Origin of the sequence: Streptomyces flaveolus, assembly GCF_044765825.1 — a bacterium.
GTDB lineage: Bacteria > Actinomycetota > Actinomycetes > Streptomycetales > Streptomycetaceae > Streptomyces > Streptomyces flaveolus.
In genome coordinates, this window is record NZ_JBIWKU010000006.1 from 123,261 (window position 1) to 140,219 (window position 16,959).

At 72.2% G+C, this 16,959-nt stretch carries 16 protein-coding genes and 1 riboswitch; of the genes, 3 read left to right on the top strand and 13 right to left on the bottom strand.

Going from position 1 to position 16,959, the window contains the following annotated elements; genetic code table 11:
• Window positions 1–396: 396 nt before the first annotated feature.
• The 12 genes from ACIRG6_RS19650 to ACIRG6_RS19705 all read right to left on the bottom strand — a co-directional run bounded on the left by ACIRG6_RS19650 (window position 397) and on the right by ACIRG6_RS19705 (window position 14,028).
• Window positions 397–1,338 carry a Ppx/GppA phosphatase family protein gene (locus ACIRG6_RS19650; protein ID WP_403323772.1) on the bottom strand — a complete coding sequence of 314 codons (942 nt, stop codon included), beginning with the start codon at window positions 1,336–1,338 and terminating at the stop codon, window positions 397–399.
• Entirely contained in the window at window positions 1,335–1,874 is a 540-nt protein-coding gene (locus tag ACIRG6_RS19655) for a DUF501 domain-containing protein (RefSeq protein ID WP_318213179.1), read from the bottom strand. The genes ACIRG6_RS19650 and ACIRG6_RS19655 overlap by 4 nt, the downstream gene beginning before the upstream one ends.
• Before the next feature lie 29 nt (window positions 1,875–1,903).
• Window positions 1,904–2,386: an FtsB family cell division protein gene (locus tag ACIRG6_RS19660; RefSeq protein WP_239766109.1), complete on the bottom strand. Its 483-nt coding sequence runs from the start codon at window positions 2,384–2,386 to the stop codon at window positions 1,904–1,906.
• Between the two features lie 97 nt (window positions 2,387–2,483).
• Window positions 2,484–3,764 carry a phosphopyruvate hydratase gene (gene eno / locus ACIRG6_RS19665; protein ID WP_239766108.1) on the bottom strand — a complete coding sequence of 427 codons (1,281 nt, stop codon included), beginning with the start codon at window positions 3,762–3,764 and terminating at the stop codon, window positions 2,484–2,486.
• Between the two features lie 268 nt (window positions 3,765–4,032).
• Window positions 4,033–4,776: a transglycosylase family protein gene (locus tag ACIRG6_RS19670; RefSeq protein ID WP_364818412.1), complete on the bottom strand. Its 744-nt coding sequence runs from the start codon at window positions 4,774–4,776 to the stop codon at window positions 4,033–4,035.
• Between the two features lie 3 nt (window positions 4,777–4,779).
• Window positions 4,780–4,945, bottom strand: a riboswitch (cyclic di-AMP (ydaO/yuaA leader).
• A gap of 177 nt (window positions 4,946–5,122) precedes the next feature.
• Window positions 5,123–6,178, bottom strand: coding sequence for a LysM peptidoglycan-binding domain-containing protein (locus tag ACIRG6_RS19675; RefSeq protein ID WP_364818409.1), 1,056 nt, complete (start codon window positions 6,176–6,178; stop codon window positions 5,123–5,125).
• Between the two features lie 143 nt (window positions 6,179–6,321).
• The gene (locus ACIRG6_RS19680) at window positions 6,322–7,629 is read right to left on the bottom strand and encodes a cytochrome P450 family protein (protein ID WP_318213182.1); all 1,308 of its coding nucleotides are present in this window, start codon (window positions 7,627–7,629) and stop codon (window positions 6,322–6,324) included.
• A complete protein-coding gene (locus ACIRG6_RS19685; RefSeq protein WP_403323776.1) occupies window positions 7,626–8,612 on the bottom strand; it encodes a nucleoside triphosphate pyrophosphohydrolase in 987 nt (328 codons plus the stop codon). The genes ACIRG6_RS19680 and ACIRG6_RS19685 overlap by 4 nt, the downstream gene beginning before the upstream one ends.
• 77 nt (window positions 8,613–8,689) lie before the next feature.
• On the bottom strand, window positions 8,690–9,337 hold the full coding sequence (locus ACIRG6_RS19690; RefSeq protein ID WP_364681136.1) for a SurA N-terminal domain-containing protein: 648 nt from the start codon (window positions 9,335–9,337) through the stop codon (window positions 8,690–8,692).
• A gap of 334 nt (window positions 9,338–9,671) precedes the next feature.
• The gene (gene pkaE, locus ACIRG6_RS19695; protein ID WP_350717586.1) at window positions 9,672–11,162 is read right to left on the bottom strand and encodes a serine/threonine protein kinase PkaE; all 1,491 of its coding nucleotides are present in this window, start codon (window positions 11,160–11,162) and stop codon (window positions 9,672–9,674) included.
• 38 nt (window positions 11,163–11,200) lie between these two features.
• Window positions 11,201–11,869 carry a hypothetical protein gene (locus ACIRG6_RS19700; RefSeq protein ID WP_350717429.1) on the bottom strand — a complete coding sequence of 223 codons (669 nt, stop codon included), beginning with the start codon at window positions 11,867–11,869 and terminating at the stop codon, window positions 11,201–11,203.
• A gap of 125 nt (window positions 11,870–11,994) precedes the next feature.
• A complete protein-coding gene (locus ACIRG6_RS19705; RefSeq protein ID WP_364681138.1) occupies window positions 11,995–14,028 on the bottom strand; it encodes an N-6 DNA methylase in 2,034 nt (677 codons plus the stop codon).
• Window positions 14,029–14,218: 190 nt separating this feature from the next.
• Between ACIRG6_RS19705 and ACIRG6_RS19710 the strand changes: the two genes are divergently transcribed.
• Together ACIRG6_RS19710 and ACIRG6_RS19715 are read left to right on the top strand one after the other, a co-directional pair.
• Complete coding sequence (locus ACIRG6_RS19710; RefSeq protein ID WP_364681141.1) at window positions 14,219–14,914, top strand: hypothetical protein; 696 nt, start codon at window positions 14,219–14,221, stop codon at window positions 14,912–14,914.
• A gap of 62 nt (window positions 14,915–14,976) precedes the next feature.
• Complete coding sequence (locus ACIRG6_RS19715) at window positions 14,977–15,780, top strand: hypothetical protein (RefSeq protein WP_364681144.1); 804 nt, start codon at window positions 14,977–14,979, stop codon at window positions 15,778–15,780.
• Window positions 15,781–15,796: 16 nt separating this feature from the next.
• Here the strand turns inward: ACIRG6_RS19715 and ACIRG6_RS19720 are convergent, their stop codons facing one another.
• Entirely contained in the window at window positions 15,797–16,567 is a 771-nt protein-coding gene (locus tag ACIRG6_RS19720; protein WP_364681147.1) for an HNH endonuclease family protein, read from the bottom strand.
• A 135-nt stretch (window positions 16,568–16,702) separates the two neighbouring features.
• Here ACIRG6_RS19720 and ACIRG6_RS19725 point away from each other — a divergent pair, with 135 nt between their 5' ends.
• Window positions 16,703–16,903, top strand: a complete 201-nt coding sequence (locus tag ACIRG6_RS19725; protein ID WP_364681150.1) for an antitoxin — start codon at window positions 16,703–16,705, stop codon at window positions 16,901–16,903.
• Window positions 16,904–16,959 lie beyond the last annotated feature (56 nt).

The window sequence follows — 16,959 nt, forward strand, 5'->3', positions numbered from 1 at the left end:
GAGGGGGGTGGTTCGTGCGCCCCTTCACAAGCTTCGGTGGACGCTGTGCTACTATCCGCCGCTCACGTGACGGAGATCATGGCGGGAGAAGGAACCAGCGTGTAGTGCATCCCGTTGTCAATGCCGCGTGAGCTGCCGCTCCGCGCCTTCGAGGGCGGTGGGCCGGCCCCCGTCGGGCCCTCTCCGGGGCCCCGTCCGGACACCGTCCTGAACACGTTCAAAGGGCAGTTGAACCCCCAAAAGGGTCAACCGACGGTCTTTCGTCGTCCGACGGGGCCGAATTCCTTGTGAAGAACTTCACGAAGTTTGCCGACGAGATGTCGCCGGGGGCCCCTCGCGGGGCCCCCGGGCGCGCTCAAACGTTGTCCGGCCTGCTCAGAGAGCCACCGGAGACCCCTACGCCACCGACCACGCGATGCCGTCGAGGATGTCGTGCTCGCTCACGACGACCTCCTCCGCGCCCGTCCGCTCCATGATCGACAGGAGCACCAGCGCCCCGGCCGCGATCACGTCGACCCGGCCCGGGTGCATCGAGGGCACGGCGGCGCGTTCGGCGTGGGTGGAGCGCAGCAGCCAGTCGGTGATCTCGCGGACCCGGTCGCGGGAGACCCGGGAGTGGTGGATGGCGGCCGAGTCGTACTCCGGCAGCTCCTGCGCGATCGCCGACACCGTCGTCACGGAGCCGGCCAGACCGACCAGCGTGCGCGCCTCGCGCAGCGGCACGGACCGCTCGGCGAGGTCCAGGGCCGCCTCGACGTCGGCCCGTATGGCCGCGATCTGGTCCTCGGCCGGCGGGTCGGTCACCGCGCCGTCGCGGACCAGGTGCCGCTCCGTCATCCGGACGCAGCCGACGTCCACGGAGCGGGCGGCCCGCACGTGGTCGTCGCCGACCACGAACTCGGTCGAGCCGCCGCCGATGTCCACGACCAGGTAGGGCCTGTCGAGGTCCGCGCGGCCGGTCAGCTCCTTCGTCGCGCCCGTGAAGGAGAACTCGGCCTCCTGGTCGCCGGAGATGACCTCCGGCTCCACGCCGAGGATGTCCAGCACCCCCTGCACGAACTCGTCCCGGTTCTCCGCGTCCCGGGAGGCGGAGGTCGCCACGAAGCGCAGCCGCTCGGCGCCGTGCTCCTTGATGATCCCGGCGTACTCGCGGCAGGCGGCGAACGTCCGCTCCAGCGCCTCGGGCGCCAGCCGCCCGGTGCGGTCGACGCCCTGCCCGAGCCGCACGATGGTCATGCGCCGGTCCAGGTCGGTCAGCTCACCCGTCTCCGGGTCCGCGTCGGCCACCAGGAGCCGGATGGAGTTCGTACCGCAGTCGATGGCGGCGACACGGGTCACTTGCCGTCCTCCCCACAGGTCTCGGAGACCGTCACGCACGGCCCCTTGCGCCACCACTCGGGCAGCATCGCGATCGCCTCGTCGCCCAGCGGGTTGACGCCGGGACCGGCCGCCAGCGAGTGGGCGACCAGCACGTGCAGGCACTTCACCCGGTCCGGCATGCCGCCCGCGCTCGGGAAGCCGGTCAGCTCCTCGATCTCGTCGCGCCGCCGGATGTAGTCCTCGTGCGCCGCCCGGTAGGCGCCGGCCAGCTCCGGGTCGGCGGCCAGCCGCTCGGTCATCTCCTTCATCACGCCGTTCGCCTCCAGCGTGCCGATCGCGGAGGCCGCCTTCGGGCATGTCAGGTAGTACAGCGTGGGGAACGGCGTGCCGTCGGGCAGCCGCGGCGCCGTCTCCACGACGTCCGGCTGTCCGCACGGGCAGCGGTGCGCGATGGCGCGCAGGCCGCGCGGGGGACGCCCGAGCTGCTGCTTGAAGGCCTCCACGTCCGCGTCGGTGGGCTCGGTGCGCGGGGTGGTCGGCGGGGGAGTCTGCATGACTGTCTTCTGCTGGTCTTCCTGTTGAGTCACTGCCGGTGGGCGGCGGCGTCGGCCTTGTCGACCCCGTCCCACACGTTCCGGTACCAGGGACGGTCGGCCGCCCCGACGTCGGTGCGCGCCTGCTCAGCCGCGTGCGGGTCGACGACGACGAACCCCGTCTCCCCCGGCATCACGTAGTGCAGCCGCAGGCGGATCTGCTGCTCGGCGTACGCGTCGTCCTGCCAGCGTGCCTTGAGGTCGCGCAGGTCCTCGACCCGCTGGCGGGTCCGCGCCTGCTCCTCGCGCAGGTCGGCGATCTCCGCACGCTGGGCGACGTACTGCCGTATCGGGTAGGCGAGCGCCACGACGAGCGAGCACAGCACCATCGCGAGCAGCGCCGCCCGGCCCGTCAGACGGGAACGGCGGGCCTGCCGCTTGGTCTGCGAACGGTAGACCCGGGCCGCGGTCTGTTCCCCGATGATCCGGATCCTGGTCGCGGTGGAGAAACGGTCCCGGTCCTTCACGGCCATCTGGTCTCCGCCTCCCGTGCACGCGCGTACGTCCCCGCACACGGTACGGGACCGGGTACGGGGACGTACGTACGACGCTGCCTCTTACAGGGGCGGGTCAGCCCTTGAAGCGCGGGAACGCGCTGCGGCCGGCGTACACCGCGGCGTCGTCGAGGATCTCCTCGATGCGCAGCAGCTGGTTGTACTTGGCGACGCGCTCGGAGCGGGCCGGGGCGCCGGTCTTGATCTGGCCGCAGTTGGTGGCGACGGCCAGGTCGGCGATGGTGACGTCCTCGGTCTCGCCGGAGCGGTGGGACATCATGCACTTGAAGCCGTTGCGCTGGGCCAGCTCCACGGCGTCCAGGGTCTCGGTCAGCGAACCGATCTGGTTGACCTTGACCAGCAGGGCGTTGGCGGCGCCCTCCTCGATGCCGCGGGCCAGGCGCTCCGGGTTGGTGACGAACAGGTCGTCACCGACGAGCTGGACCTTGTCACCGAGCTTGTCGGTGATGGTCTTCCAGCCCTCCCAGTCGTCCTCGAACAGCGGGTCCTCGATGGAGACCAGCGGGTACGCCTCGACCAGCTCGGCGTAGTACTCGGTCATCTCGGCGGCCGAGCGCTCCTTGCCCTCGAAGGTGTAGGAGCCGTCCTTGTAGAACTCGGACGCGGCGACGTCCAGCGCGAGCGCGATCTGCTCGCCCGGGGTGTAGCCGGCCTCCTTGATGGCCTCGAGGATGAGGTCGAGGGCCTCGCGGTTGGAGCCGAGGTTCGGGGCGAAGCCGCCCTCGTCGCCGAGGCCGGTGGCCAGGCCCTTGCCCTTCAGCACCTTCTTGAGGGTGTGGTACACCTCGGTGCCCCAGCGCAGCGCCTCGGAGAAGGACTCCGCGCCGATCGGGGCGATCATGAACTCCTGGATGTCCACGTTGGAGTCGGCGTGCGAGCCGCCGTTCAGGATGTTCATCATCGGCACCGGCAGCAGGTGCGCGTTCGGGCCGCCCAGGTAGCGGAACAGCGGCAGGTCGCTGGCCTCGGAGGCGGCGTGGGCCACGGCGAGGGAGACGCCGAGGATGGCGTTGGCGCCCAGCGAGCCCTTGTTGTCGGTGGCGTCCAGGTCGAACATGGCCTGGTCGATCAGACGCTGCTCGGTGGCGTCGTAGCCGACCAGCTCCGGGCCGATCTGCTCGATGACGGCGAGGACGGCCTTCTCGACACCCTTGCCCTGGTAGCGGTTGGGGTCGCCGTCACGGAGCTCGATGGCCTCGAAGGCACCGGTGGAGGCGCCGGACGGAACGGCGGCACGCCCCGTGCTGCCGTCGTCGAGGCCGACCTCGACCTCGACCGTGGGGTTGCCTCGGGAGTCCAGGATTTCCCGGGCTACGACGACGTCGATGGACGGCACGAGCATCTCCTTCTTCAATGTGACGCTTCGGTGTGACGCGGGTCCGCGAGGACCGCAGCGGCTCTGCGGGACGAGCCTAACCGGCTCCGGGCGATCGGCCAGCCGGTCGCCCACCCGATGGACAGAACCGAGAGTAAATTGTTTCCGAACGGAACAAAGACCGTTCGCGGAAACCCGGCGGCCTCCCCCGGCCACCGGGGCGCAAAAAAGCCCGCCCCGGTGCGTACGGGGGAACACGCACCGGGGCGGGAGCAGGGCGGGCCGCCGCTTACTTGAGGTGCAGCTGCTGGCCCGGGTAGATCAGGTCGGCGTCGTCGACGATGTCGTCGTTCAGCTTGAACAGCTTCGCCCAGCCGCCCTGGACGTGGTGCTCCGTGGCGATCGAGCTGAGCGTGTCGCCCTTGACGACCTTGTACTCGCCGTCGCCCTTCTCGACCTTCTTGCCGGTCGGCGTGGTGACGGTCTTCTTCTCGGCCTTCGTCTCGGCCTTGGCGGCCGGACGCTCGGAGGAGCGGGAGGCCTTCTGCTCGGTGGAGCGCTCGGCCGTGGAACCGCTGCTCTGGCTCTGCGAGCTCTCGGAGCTGCCGGAGGACTGCGAGGAACCGCTGTCCTGGCTCTCGGTGGAGCCGCCGCCGTACGCGGCGCTCGACAGGCCGGTGCCGCAGACCGGCCAGGCACCCTTGCCCTGGCTCGCGAGCACCTTCTCGGCGACCGCGATCTGCTGCGTCTTGCTCGCCTGGTCGGCGGTCGAGGCGTACTGCGTACCGCCGTAGGCGGCCCAGGTGGAGGCCGAGAACTGCAGACCGCCGTAGTAGCCGTTGCCGGTGTTGATGGACCAGTTGCCGCCGGACTCGCACTGGGCGACGGTGTCCCACTCGGACGCGGTGGCGGCGGAGGCGTTGCCGGCCGCCATCAGCGGGGCGGCGACGGCGGCACCGGTGACGCCGGCGACGGCGATGACACGGGTGGCCTTGGACGGACGACGGTGCTTGCCCTTGCCGGAAAACAGCATGGTTGATCCCCTCACCGACGCCTGCGAGGTGAGCTGTCGGGTTCGGGCCGGTTGAGTTGCCCGGCCGGGTCCCTTGCGGGACTCGGCTTCACCCCTAGCCGCTCCGGATCGCTGCCCGGTGCGGCACTTACCTTGGGTCCCCCGCTCCTGCCTGCGGCGCTTGACGCGACGACTGTTCCCGTACCGCCACTGGCAGGATTCGGCGTTGCGGCGGTCGGGGCCCGCGGTGGCGAGCGGTCACGACCGTAGACACGCGCTCCGTGGTTTTTCAAAGACGATCACGGCTTCTGAGACCTATCTCTCACGTGATCCAAAACGGACATAGGGCCTCTAACTGTGACGCGAACTACCCCTGGTTTTCGACCGGTTCGCCCCCGACCGTGAGCGTCTGACCGGGCAGGATGTGGTCCGGGTCGGCGCCGACCACGTCCTTGTTGTCGGCGTAGAGGGTGTGCCATCCGCCGGTGAGGTCAAGGGAGTCGGCGATGCCCCACAGACTGTCGCCCGAACGGACGGTGTACGAGCCGTCCGTGAGGCCGCGGCCGCCGTTCTCGCCGCGCGAGGCGTGCCGCCCCGTCGACTCCGCCGTACGGCCGTCCACCGCGCCCTCCTCGGCGCTGCCGCCGCGATGCCGGCCGGCCGTGGACTCCTCGGTGCCTGCGGACTCCGAAGCGGCGTCACTCTGCCCCGACTTGTCCGACTCGTCACCACCCGGTGGGGTGACCCCCGTACCGCCGGACGCCTGCGCGTCATCGCCGGCCGGGGTGCCGGACGGGGTGGACCTGTCGGACTTGACCGTTTCGTCCCCACTGCCCGACGCGGCGTCAGTCGAGGCCGAGGCGGACGGCGAGGGGGACGCGGACTCGGTCCGGGACGGAGAGGGAGTCGCCGAAGAAGACGATTCGGGGACGGACTCCCGGGAATCGGTCAAGCCGGACGACCCGGACGTCCCCGAAGTGCCCGATCCGCTCTTCCCCGCCGACGCCCCGTCACCCGGGGTCGCGGTGCCGCCGGACAGGATTCCCGAGTCGTTGCCCAGCCCCGCGAGCAGGCCGCAGGTCGGCCAGGCGGCGATGCCCTGGGCCGCGAGCACCTTCTCGGCGACGGCTATCTGCTGCGAGCGGCTCGCCTGGTCGGCGCTCGACGCGTAGCCCAGACCGCCGTACTGCTCCCAGATGTCCTGGGACAGCTGCAGGCCGCCGTAGTAGCCGTTGCCGCTGTTCTGGCTCCAGGCACCGCCCGTCTCGCACTCGGCGACCCGGTCCCAGTTCGTTCCGTCGGCCGCGTGGGCGCCGGTGGCCCCCAGGAGCGGGATCGCGATGGCGGAGCCGGTCACTCCTGCAGCGACGACCAGGGCGGGAGCCTGGCGGGGGCGACGGTGACGACCGTTCCCGGAGAGCATGCGACGACCTTTCACGAGACAGCGGGGACGGCGCGGCGAGTGAGGCTCGGCGCCACGCTGATCCGTGAACGTATAGGCAGATGATCGCTTGTCACAAGTTCATGCCGCGCAGATCACGTGAAGATCACAGAGGTGAGCGCGTGTCACCTTTGCGTCGGCGACGGATTGTTCCCGGGCGGCGACGGGACCGGTGTGAACGACACCGGCAGGGTGCGCAGCCCCCGCATGATGAGCCCGCCGCGCCAGCGCAGTTCGGCCGGATCCGCGGCGAGGGCCAGGTCCGGGAGACGGGTGAGGAGCGTGGCGAGCGCGGTCTGCCCCTCCAGCCGGGCGAGCGGAGCGCCGAGGCAGTAGTGGATGCCGTGGCCGTACCCGAGGTGCTGGCTGTCCCGGCGGGAGAGGTCGAGGGTGTCCGGATCGGCGAACCGCTCCGGGTCCCGGTCGGCGGCGGCCAGGACGACGAGGACGGGATCTCCGGGAGCGATGTCCTGCCCGCCGATGGTGAGCGCCTCGGTGGCGAAGCGCCAGGTGGCGAGCTCCACGGGGCCGTCGAAACGGAGGAGTTCCTCCACGCCGGTCTCCAGCAGGCCGCTCTCGCCGGCGGTGAGGGAGGCCTGCAGACGGGCCCGCTGCTCGGGGTGGGTGAGCAGGGCGTACGTGCCGTTGCCGATGAGATTGACCGTGGTCTCGAACCCGGCGAACAAGAGGATGAAGGCCATCGCCGCGGCCTCGTTCTCGGTGAGGTGCTCACCGTGGTCGGAGGCGCGGATGAGACCCGAGATGAGGTCCTCGCCGGGGCCGGGCTCGGCCGGCAGCGCGGCGCGCTTGCGGTGGATGAGGTCGGCGAGATAGCCCCGCATCTTCTTCACCGACCGTGCGACGCCGCCCCGGGGGCCGCCCCCGTGGCGGATCATCATGCCCGCCCAGTCCCGGAAGTCGTCCTGGTCCTCGCGCGGCACGCCGAGCAGGTCGCAGATGGCGTAGATGGGCAGGGGGAAGGCGAATTCGTGGATGAGGTCGGCGGAGCCGGTGGCGGCGAACCGGTCGATCAGGTCGTCGGCGAGCTCCTGCACCCGCGGCGCGAACTCGGCGACGCGCCGCGGCGTGAACGCCTTGCTCACCAGCCGGCGCAGCCTCGTGTGGTCCGGCGGGTCGATGTTGAGCAGATGCGTCATCAGCTCGGCCTTGCGCTCGCCCGGAATGCCGGTCTTCCCCTTGGCGTGCGCGGGCTCGTCGTGGTGCGCCGGGTTCTTGGACAGCCGCTGGTCGGCGAGGGCCTGCCGGGCGTCGGCGTACCGGGTGACCAGCCAGGCCTCCACGCCGCTGGGCAGCGTCGTGCGGTGCACGGGGGCGTGCTCGCGCAGCCAGGCGTAGGCGGGGTAGGGGTCGCTCGCGAACTCCCAGGTGAACAGCTCGGGAGCCGGACGGTCGAAGGCGGGCCGGCCGGTCACCCCTCCACCTCCCTGATCGCGTCCCGGTACGCCCGTGCCGCTGCTCGCAGGGCCGCTTCCGGGTCCGTGCCCTCGGACTCGGCGCGGGCCGCGAGGGCGAGGAGTTGGTAGCCGATGCCCTCGCCCTCGGGCAGCGGCACCTCCAGGCCCGCCGTGCGGGCCCGGGAGGCCAGTTTGGCGGCGAGGGCCAGGCCGGGCTGGCCGAGGGGGACGCCCTCGGTGACCGAGGTGCGCTGCTTCTCCACCGCCTTGGTGCGCAGCCAGTGCTCCCTGACCTCTTCCGGCGTGGTCGCCGTCTCGTCGCCGAAGACGTGCGGGTGGCGGTGGATGAGCTTGGTGACGATGCCGGCCGCGACATCGTCGATCGAGAACGGCGCCTCGGTGTCCTCCTCCGCGATGCGGGCGTGGAAGACGACCTGGAGGAGGACGTCGCCCAGTTCCTCGCGCAGTTCGTCGCGGTCGCCGTCCTCGATGGCCTCGACGAGTTCGTAGGCCTCCTCGATGGCGTACTTGGCCAGTCCCTTGTGGGTCCGCCGGGACGACCAGGGGCATTCCGCGCGGATGCGGTCCATGACCTGGACGAGGTCGAGGAGGCGGGCGCCCGGCAGGTCGTAGGAGGCGGGGAGCAGCTCCAGCTCGGGCATGGAGACGCGGCCGGAGCCGGCGAGGCGGGCCAGGCCGTCGGTGAGGGCCGGCTCGCCCTCGCCGGTCGCGACGACGACCACGGTGTGACCGCCCGCACAGGCGGCGACCAGTTCCTCGGCGGCCGGGGATGCCTTGTCGACCCGTATGCCCGCCTCGCGCAGGTACGGCAGCTGCGGGTGCGCGGCGTCGGCGCACAGCACGCGGTCGGCGGTGCGCAGCGCCTGCCAGGCGGGCCAGGACAGCAGGCCGGGGGCGACGCGGTGGCTGGTGGTGAGCAGGACGATGCGGCCCGGGTCGGGGGCCGTGCCGGGAGCGGGGTCGGCGCTGGTTGCGTTCACGATCCGAACGTAACGCACGGTGCGGGCCGGTCCGTGGGCCGTCCCCGGGCGGCGTCCCCAGTCCCCCGCGGTCGCCGTTACGCCGTCTGCTGGGTTCCGGCCGTCGTGACTTCCCGCACCCACGGTGTCCTGGCGTCGACGCGGCTGCTCTTCTGGACGTCCCAGGTGCCGTAGCGCGGGTTGAGGTCGACGTCGAGCTGCTGGGAGGCCTTGGACAGGGCCTGCCAGAACTCGGGGCGGCTGGTGTCGGTGCCGAGGTGTTCGGCGAGCTTCTGGGCCTCCAGCTGGACGAGGAGGTTCTCGTCGAGGCGCTCGGGGGCGACGCCGTACTGCTGGAGCCAGACGGTCTCCAGCTCCTTGGCGCCGCCGGCCTGCTGCTCCAGGCCGGTGCGCATCTGCTGGACCTCCTTGCGGGAGACGCTCACGCCCGCGTCCTGGGCGGCGCGGTGCAGTACCCGGTCGAGGACCATGCCGTGCAGGGTGTCGCGGGTGAGCGTGCCGGTACGGGCGACGACCTGCTGGTACTGGGTGTCGTCCGGGACGGCGGCCCGCTGCGCGTCGCGTACCTCGTCGACCCGGTTCTCCAGCTGGGCGACGGTGATCCGCTGGTCGCCGACGACGGCGGCCGCGCCGGGATGCGCGTCGTTCCCGCAGGCGGTGAGCAGGGGTGCCGCGGCGGCGATCGCGGCGGTGAGGAGGAGCGCGGTGCGACGGCGGCGGTGCAAGGAAACCTCCCGAGGAGATTGTGCGACGGTGCACAAAGTCTTGCGATGATCGATGGTAGGCAGTGGCCCAGCTTTGGCCAACCCATTCGACCAACGATTCACGGGGACTTCGGGCACCGCCGCGCCGCCGCCGATGGTGCCGGGCCGGTCAGCCGGTGATGCTGCGCTTCTTCGTCCGACGATGGCTGGACATGGCCCATCCTCACCCTGGTGTGTGCGTGTGCTGCGGTGTTGCGTTGCGTGAAACGCTGCGCAACGCATCCCGCGGCGTCTCCGTGTTCGGGAAACGCGGTCCCCAGGGGTGCACAAGATTGTCCCCGCCCGGGGCAAAAAACTAGCCGCGTACCTGGCCGAGCCATTCGAGCGTGCGCCGGACCTCGGCCGCGAGGGGGTGTCCGGGGCCGTGGGTGCGCTCCAGGTCGTGCAGGAGCCGGGCCAGCGTCTCGTGGGCGGCGGCGCGGTCGCCGAGGGCGAGGAGGAGGTGGCCGATGCGGCGGCGGACGTCGTGGGCGAGGTCGGGGTCGCCTGCGACGTACTGGTTCTCGTAGTACGGCAGCAGGGCGCGGTACTCGGCGAGAGCGGCGGCCGGTTCGCCGAGCTGTTCCAGGCACTGGGCGGCGTCGTAGCGGTGGCGCAGGGACTGGGGGTCGGCCTGGCCGGCCTCGGCGGCGCGTTCGTCGGCGAGGCGGCGCAGTTCGGGCAGGGCGCGGCGGTACTGGCCGTCGTCCATGAGGGTGGCGGCGTACTGCTTGCGCAGGGTGCGGACGACCGGGGAGCGTTCGCCGTGCTGTTCGGCGGCGGCGGGCAGGATCGCGCCGAGGATGTCGACGGCCTGGGTGATGCGGCCCTCGCCGAGGAGGCGTTTGACGTCGTCGACGGCGCGGGCGACGTCCGGCTTCCCGGCCTCGGCGACGGGGGCGGCCGGGGCGGGCTGGGGTGCGGGGGTGCGGGCGCGGTCGGGCCAGGGGGCGTGCGGGCGTACGAAGGGGCGGGTGGGATCGAGGGGGCCGCCGGTGGGCATGCCGCGTGCGGGCAGCAGCAGGGCCAGGTGTTCGTAGACCTCCTGCGCGGAGGCGGGGCGGTGCTGGGGGTCCTTGGCGAGCAGGCGCAGGACGAGGGCCTCGAGGGCTTCGGGGACCTCGGGGCGTATGCGGCGCACCGGCAGGGGCGGTTCGTACAGGTGCCGGTGGAGTACGCCGAGGGCCGTGGATCCCGCGAACGGGACGTCGCCGCTGAGCAGTTCGTGCAGGAGGACGCCGAGTGCGTACAGGTCGGTGTAGGGGCCGACGGCGCCGCCCATCGCCTGCTCGGGCGCCATGTAGGCGGGTGAGCCTATGGGAGTGCCGGTATGGGTGAGGCGGGTGGTGTCGGCGTCCATGACGGAGGCGACGCCGAGGTCGAGGACGGTGACGGTGCCGTCCTGCTTCACCATCACGTTGCGCGGTTTGAGGTCGCGGTGGACGATCGGCACGGCGTGCACGGCGCTGAGGACGGCGCACAGTTGGGCGGCGACCGCGACGGCCCACTGCCAGGGGTAGGGGTCGTGCTCGGCGAGGTGGTCGGAGAGGTCGGCGCCGTCGACGTACTGCATGACGAGGAAGAGTTCCTCGCCCTCGCTGCCCGCGTCGTGCACGGTGACCAGGCCGGGGTGGTCGACCTGTGCGGTCACCCGGCATTCGCGCACGAACCGGCGGCGCAGTTCGTCGGCCTCCTGGCCGGCCACCTTGTCGGGGCGCAGCAGCTTCACGGCGACGCGCCGGTCGAGCCGCTGGTCGTACGCCGTCCAGACCTGGCCCATGCCGCCCTGTCCGATGAGCGTGGACAGTTCGTAGCGGCCGGCGACGACGCGTCCTGTCGCCACGGTCACCTCGTGCCCTCGTGGTTGCCGTTGGCGTTGCCGTCGTGCCTGCGGAGGTAGTCGCTGAGCTCGTCGAGTTCGGCGCGGACCTGGTCGATGCGGGCGGGGGCGGGGGTGTGCGGCGGCGGGGTGGGCGCGGGGGCGGGGGTCTGGGCCGGCGGCGTCGGTATCGGGGTCGGCGTCGGCGGCATCGGGGGCGGGGTGTGGTGGGGCTGGGGCACGATCGGCTGACGGGCCGTCTGCGGGACAGTGGTGGCGGTGTACGGCGTCGCCGGGGACTGCGGATAGCCGTACCCCGGGGCCGGCTGCGGCGCGTATCCGGTCCCGTAGCGGAGCTGGTGGAAGTGGCGGACGTCGGCCGCCAGGTAGTACGCCATGACGGCCACGAGCGTGCCGAACAGCAGGGCCATGCCCGTCCAGCCGCCCACGGTGTGGATCTCGTCGCCGGGCTCGGTGCCGATCAGGACGAGGGCGAGCGCGTCCGCGGCCATCGCGGCCACGAACAGGCCCCAGTCCAGCGCCTTGCGTGTGACGATCGCCAGCCGCAGCAGCATCGTCCAGGCCAGCAGGCCGATGGTGAGGACCGAGAGGGCCACGAACAGCACGCGCAGGAAGACCAGCCAGCCCGTCGGGGGTGGCTGCTTCACCGGCTGCGGGTAGCCGTGGCCATGCATGGCTGCTCCTGGTACCTGGGGCGTGGACCGACGTTGTCGGCATCGAGCGTATAGGCCGACACGGACAACCGGCCCAGGGTTGTACCGAACCGTTGTCGTGCTGGTCACTTCCCGTGCCCGGGGCGTCAGTCGGGGGCGACCGTGCCGTCGGTCAGGCCGTCGTACATGCCGCGTACGAGCTGCTCGCCGAGGCGGCCGGCGTGCCTGAGCGCCCGCTCGAACTCGTCGAGGGCGCGGAAGCGGGCGCCGTAGGGGCGCTGTGCGTCCAGCGGGAGCCGGGGGAGCTGGAGACGGCGCACGTCGAGGCGGGTGGCGGTGGAGGCGTAGCTGCTGGCCTGGCGGTTGTTGGCGGTGCCGCGCAGGAACCCGGCGAGGAACCAGGGGTCCAGCGCGGCCGGGTCGGGGCGCAGCAGGACGAGGTGGCGTCCCAGGGCGGCGCCGGCGGTGGCGTCGTCGATCACGCGGGCGACGGAGTCGCCGCCGAGGACCGGCAGGACGACGTCGCCGGGCTCGGTGAGCACGGGTTCCTCGTCGCTCTCTTGGAGGGTGCCGGTGGGGGCGGTGCCGGCGAGGACGTCGAGGTCGGTGAGGACGGGCACGCGCGCGTGGCCGCCGGTCGTGCCGGTGCGCATCTCCAGGGCGCCGCCGCGGGCGAGTTCGCCGACGGTGGTGAGGGGCCAGCGGGGTGTGGCCGGTGCGGTGCCGGCGGGGGGCGGGGTGAGATCGGCGACCAGGCGCAGGGTCTCGCCGAGGCGTTCGCGTACGTCGGTGAGCTGTTCGGCGCCGTCGGCGGCCGTGGGCGGCGGCAGGTGGCGGGCCGGGGCGAGGTCGACGTCGTCGTCGAGGAGTGCGATGACGGGCAGGGAGCGGGCCAGGCCCGGGCGTTCGTCGAGGTGTCCGGCGCGGTCGAAGTCCCGCCACGCGTCGAGTACGGCCTCCCGCACGGCCCGCCAGTCCGGTCCGCCGCGCCCCTCGCCGGCGAACTGCCCCGTGTCGGCGAGCAGTACCTCCGGCTGCGCGGGGGCCTTCTCGGGGCGGCGCAGCACCCACAGGTGGAGCGGGATGTTGTGCGGCGGTGCCGCGCCGACCGGCAGGGCGACGACGGCCCGCAGCGCGCCCCGGCGCAGCAGGTCGGCGCGGATGCGGCGGCCGGAGCGGCGGGAGGCGGCGGCGGGCGGCATGAGGAGGACGGCCGTGCCGCCGTCCGTCAGGCGGGCCAGGGCGTGCTGCACCCAGGCCAGCTCGGACTCGGTGCGGGCCGGGAAGCCGTATTCCCAGCGGGTGTCGTAGGCGAGTTCGCCGTGTCCCCAGTTGCGCTCGTTGAACGGCGGGTGGCACAGGACGGCGTCGGCGCGCAGGTCGGGGAAGGCGTCCGCGCGCAGGGTGTCGCCGGCGGCGATGCGCACGGCGGCCGTGGTGCTCAGGGCGAGCCGCAGTCCGGTGAGCGCGGCCATTTCGGGGGCGCTGTCCTGGCCGTACTGCTCCTGGCCGGGGCGGGCGTCGACCGCGCGCAGCAGGGTGCCGGTGCCGCAGGCCGGGTCGAGCACCGTCCGGGCGGGGCCGGCGAGTTCGGCCATCAGCTCGGCGAGGGGGTTCGGAGTGAGGGTGTAGTGCCGCGGGTTGGCGTCGAGGTGCCGGCCGAGCAGGAACTCGTACGTCTGCCGCGCGCCCTGGGCCGCGGCGAGTTCGGCGGCGCCGCGCAGCAGCGGCACGGAGGGCAGCAGGCGGGGGCTGATCGGGGTGGCGACGGTGCGGTCGCGGTCGGTGCCGAAGCGCGGGGCGAGCACCTGGTCGAGTGCGGCGGGCAGCAGGGCGGCGAGGCGCTCGTCGGAGCCGGCGCTCATGTCCAGCCAGTCGGTGGGGCGGTCGTGGATGAGCAGGAGGACGCAGCCGGCGTGGGTGAGGGCCGTGACCGGTCCTTCGGGGTGGCCGGCGAGTTGCTGCCAGACGCGTTCGCGCAGGGGGACCTCGGCGAGCTTGCCCTGGCCGCGCAGCCATTCCTCGATCTCGGCGAGGGCGAAGGAGGGGCTGGTCTCGGTGCCGCCGACGGGCTTGGGGAAGTCGGCGTGCCGGCGGCGCCAGTTGCTCACGGCCGCGCGGCCGACACCGGCGAGCCGTGCGATTCCGGCGGCGGTCACTTCAGTCGCGTTGTCCTGCACCCGCGCGGCTCCCCTCGTCCGTGTGTGGCGACGAGCATACCGAGGCGGCGTTGGATCGGCGCATTCACAGCCGTGTACCCGGTCACCTCTGTGAACTTGGTTGACTCGGTTCACAGCATCTGTTCTTATTGACCTCGCCAACGGGCGGTCGCCGACAAGAGGCGGTCGCCACAGGGGAGGGGACACAGCCATGGGCATGAAGGGCAAGGTCGCGCTGGGCGCCGTTGTGGGGATCGTCGTCATCGGAGCCGTCTCGGCGAACTCCGGCGGCGACGACGGCGGCTCCGACGGCAAGAACTCTTCGGCGTCCGCCGGACAGCAGTCCGGCGGCAAGAAGGACGCGGATCCCTCCGGGGGCGGCGCGGACACGGCGAAGGCGGAGAAGAAGGCCGCCTTCGAGGGGGACGGCGACTTCGAGGTCGGCTCGGACGTCAAGCCCGGCACCTACCGCACCACCGGCAACACGGACGGCATGTGCTACTGGGAGCGCGCCAAGGACGCCTCGGGCGAATTGGACTCGCTGCTGGCCAACGACAACGTGACCGGCACCGGTTACGTCACCGTCAAGGCCACCGACAAGTTCTTCAAGTCCAACGGCTGCGGCGACTGGGAGGCCGTCGACCCGAAGGCCAAGGGCACTCCCGCCGCCGAGATGTCCGGGGACGGCGGCATGTTCGCGGTCGGCACCGACATCGCCCCCGGCACCTACAAGTCCACCGGCAACACCGATGACGGGTGCTACTGGGAGCGCGCCAAGAACGCCGACCACTCGCTCGAGTCGATCATCGCGAACAACAACGTGTCCGGTACGGCGGTCGTGCGCATCAGCGCCTCGGACGCCTACTTCAAGACGGTCGGCTGCTCGGACTGGCAGAAGACCGGCTGACCCCTCGCCACCCGGCCTCCGCCGGGTCCGTTCACCACCCCCAGCACCACCAAGGAGCCCTCATGCGGCGCACCACTCTCGTCGCCCTCTGCCTCGCGGCAACGACCACCGTGGGACTCACCGCCTGCCAGTCAGGCCAGGACGACGACGGGTCCGGCGGCCCCGGCGCCTCGGCCTCCGCACCCGCGTCGAAGCCGGCGTCGGCATCCGCGCCCGCGGAACCGTTCGCCGGACTGACCGGGGGGCAGATCGCCGACCGGGCCGTCGAGGCCACCACCGGGGCACGCTCGCTGCGCATGACCGGTGACGTCCTGGACGACGAGAGCGGCGGCACCATCAAGCTCGACCTGGCCATGGACCGGCAGGGCCGGTGCGCCGGCACGATGAGCCTGGACGGCCAGGGCCAGGCCGAGCTGATCAAGACCGGCGGCACGCTCTACATGAAGTACGACGAGAAGTTCCTGCGCGCCCAGAGCGAGGGGGAGCCGGCGGCCGACACCGACGCGGCCGTGGCCATGCTGGCGGGCAAGTGGACCAAGATGGCCGCCACCGGCCAGGACGCCAAGGACATGGCGGGCTTCTGCGACCTGGACACGATGCTCGGCGAGATGGAGGGCGCCGGCCAGGACGCGACGCGCGGCGAGCCCGCCACCGTCGGCGGCGCCCCCGCGCTCGTCCTGCACGAGAAGGACGGCGCGGACCGCAACACGCTCTACGTCGCCACCGAGGGCAAGCCGTACCTGCTGCGCTTCGACAGCGCGTCCGAGCAGGACCCCGCCACGATGACCTTCAGCGCGTACGACGAGCCGGTGGCGGCGAAGGCGCCCTCCGGCACCGTCCTGGACCTGGACGCGCTGGGCGGCTGACACCGCACGGCCCGGCTCAGCCGCCGCACTGCCGCAGCATCGCCTCCCGGTCCGGTGCGGTCACCGCCAGTTCGTACTTGACGGCGACCTGGGCGAACCGGACGGCGTACGCGCACCGGATGCCCTTGCTCGGGGGCAGCCAGGAGGCGGGCCCGGAGTCGCTCTTGGCCGAGTTGGCCCGGCCCTCGACGGGGATGAGGTTGAGGGGGTCGTTCGCGAGTTGCCTGCGCTTGCTCTCCGGCCACCGCGAGGACCCCAACTGCCAGCTGTACGACAGCGGCACGACGTGGTCGATCTGGACCTCGCCCGCCTTCTGCTTTCGCCACTCGATCGTCGTGCCCGTGTACGGGTCGTGCAGCGTCATCGCGACGACCACGCAGTTGGAGCCGGACCGGAAGCGCACCTGCTGGCCGTCCCGTCGCAGCAGGTCGTTGCGGGTGTCGCAGCCGTTCCTGGCCAGCGGCACGCCGTCGGCGGTGTCCATCCAGGCGTAGCCGAACTCGTCCCGGTCGTAACCGGTCCTGGGGCCGCGCCCCTTGGTCTTCAGGGACTCGATGAGCTTGCGGGCCGCGGCCCGGTCGGCGTCGCCGGTGACCGGTCCGAGGCCGGGCTCGGTCCCGTCGGGGTTGCGCAGCGGACTGACGGCCTGCCCCGCGGCCGGCGCCTCGGCACCGCCGGCCGACGGCGCGGCCCCGTCACTGTCGAGGCCCTCGCACCCGGCCACCAGGGCCAGGGTGAGCGCCGCGCCCGCGGCCCCTGCGGTACAGATCCTGCTGCGCCGTCCCATGCGCGCCCCTCCCCTTGCTGTTCACCGACACCACCGTAGCGAGGGAGAGGTCCAGACCATACGGGGCCTTAGTGGGCATGCGGAACATATCTGGCGTACGGTCGATGGTGAGTCACGTCTCGGAAGGAGCGCTGCATGGGCTTCCTCGACAAGATGAAGAGCATGGCCGGCAAGGACAAGGACCGCTCCCGGAAGATGTCCGACGCGGCCGAACGCCAGGTCAACGAGCGGACCGGCGGCAAGTACGAGAAGCAGGTCGACGCCGCGCAGCAGCGGGCCGAGGACCAGATGGGCATCGGGCGCGAGCGGGGCGGTGACCGGCCGGAGCGACCGTAGGAGCGCTCCTCATATATCCACATCCGAGCCGTCCACGGGCCTGTTCCGTGGACGGC

Bases quoted from the DNA above. Each gene is read 5' to 3' on its own strand.
- ACIRG6_RS19655 (WP_318213179.1), bottom strand. From the start codon at position 1,874: ATGCAGACTCCCCCGCCGACCACCCCGCGCACCGAGCCCACCGACGCG.
- ACIRG6_RS19660 (WP_239766109.1), bottom strand. From the start codon at position 2,386: ATGGCCGTGAAGGACCGGGACCGTTTCTCCACCGCGACCAGGATCCGG.
- ACIRG6_RS19670 (WP_364818412.1), bottom strand. From the start codon at position 4,776: ATGCTGTTTTCCGGCAAGGGCAAGCACCGTCGTCCGTCCAAGGCCACC.
- ACIRG6_RS19675 (WP_364818409.1), bottom strand. From the start codon at position 6,178: ATGCTCTCCGGGAACGGTCGTCACCGTCGCCCCCGCCAGGCTCCCGCC.
- ACIRG6_RS19700 (WP_350717429.1), bottom strand. From the start codon at position 11,869: ATGCATGGCCACGGCTACCCGCAGCCGGTGAAGCAGCCACCCCCGACG.
- ACIRG6_RS19710 (WP_364681141.1), top strand. From the start codon at position 14,219: ATGGGCATGAAGGGCAAGGTCGCGCTGGGCGCCGTTGTGGGGATCGTC.
- ACIRG6_RS19715 (WP_364681144.1), top strand. From the start codon at position 14,977: ATGCGGCGCACCACTCTCGTCGCCCTCTGCCTCGCGGCAACGACCACC.
- ACIRG6_RS19720 (WP_364681147.1), bottom strand. From the start codon at position 16,567: ATGGGACGGCGCAGCAGGATCTGTACCGCAGGGGCCGCGGGCGCGGCG.
- ACIRG6_RS19725 (WP_364681150.1), top strand. From the start codon at position 16,703: ATGGGCTTCCTCGACAAGATGAAGAGCATGGCCGGCAAGGACAAGGAC.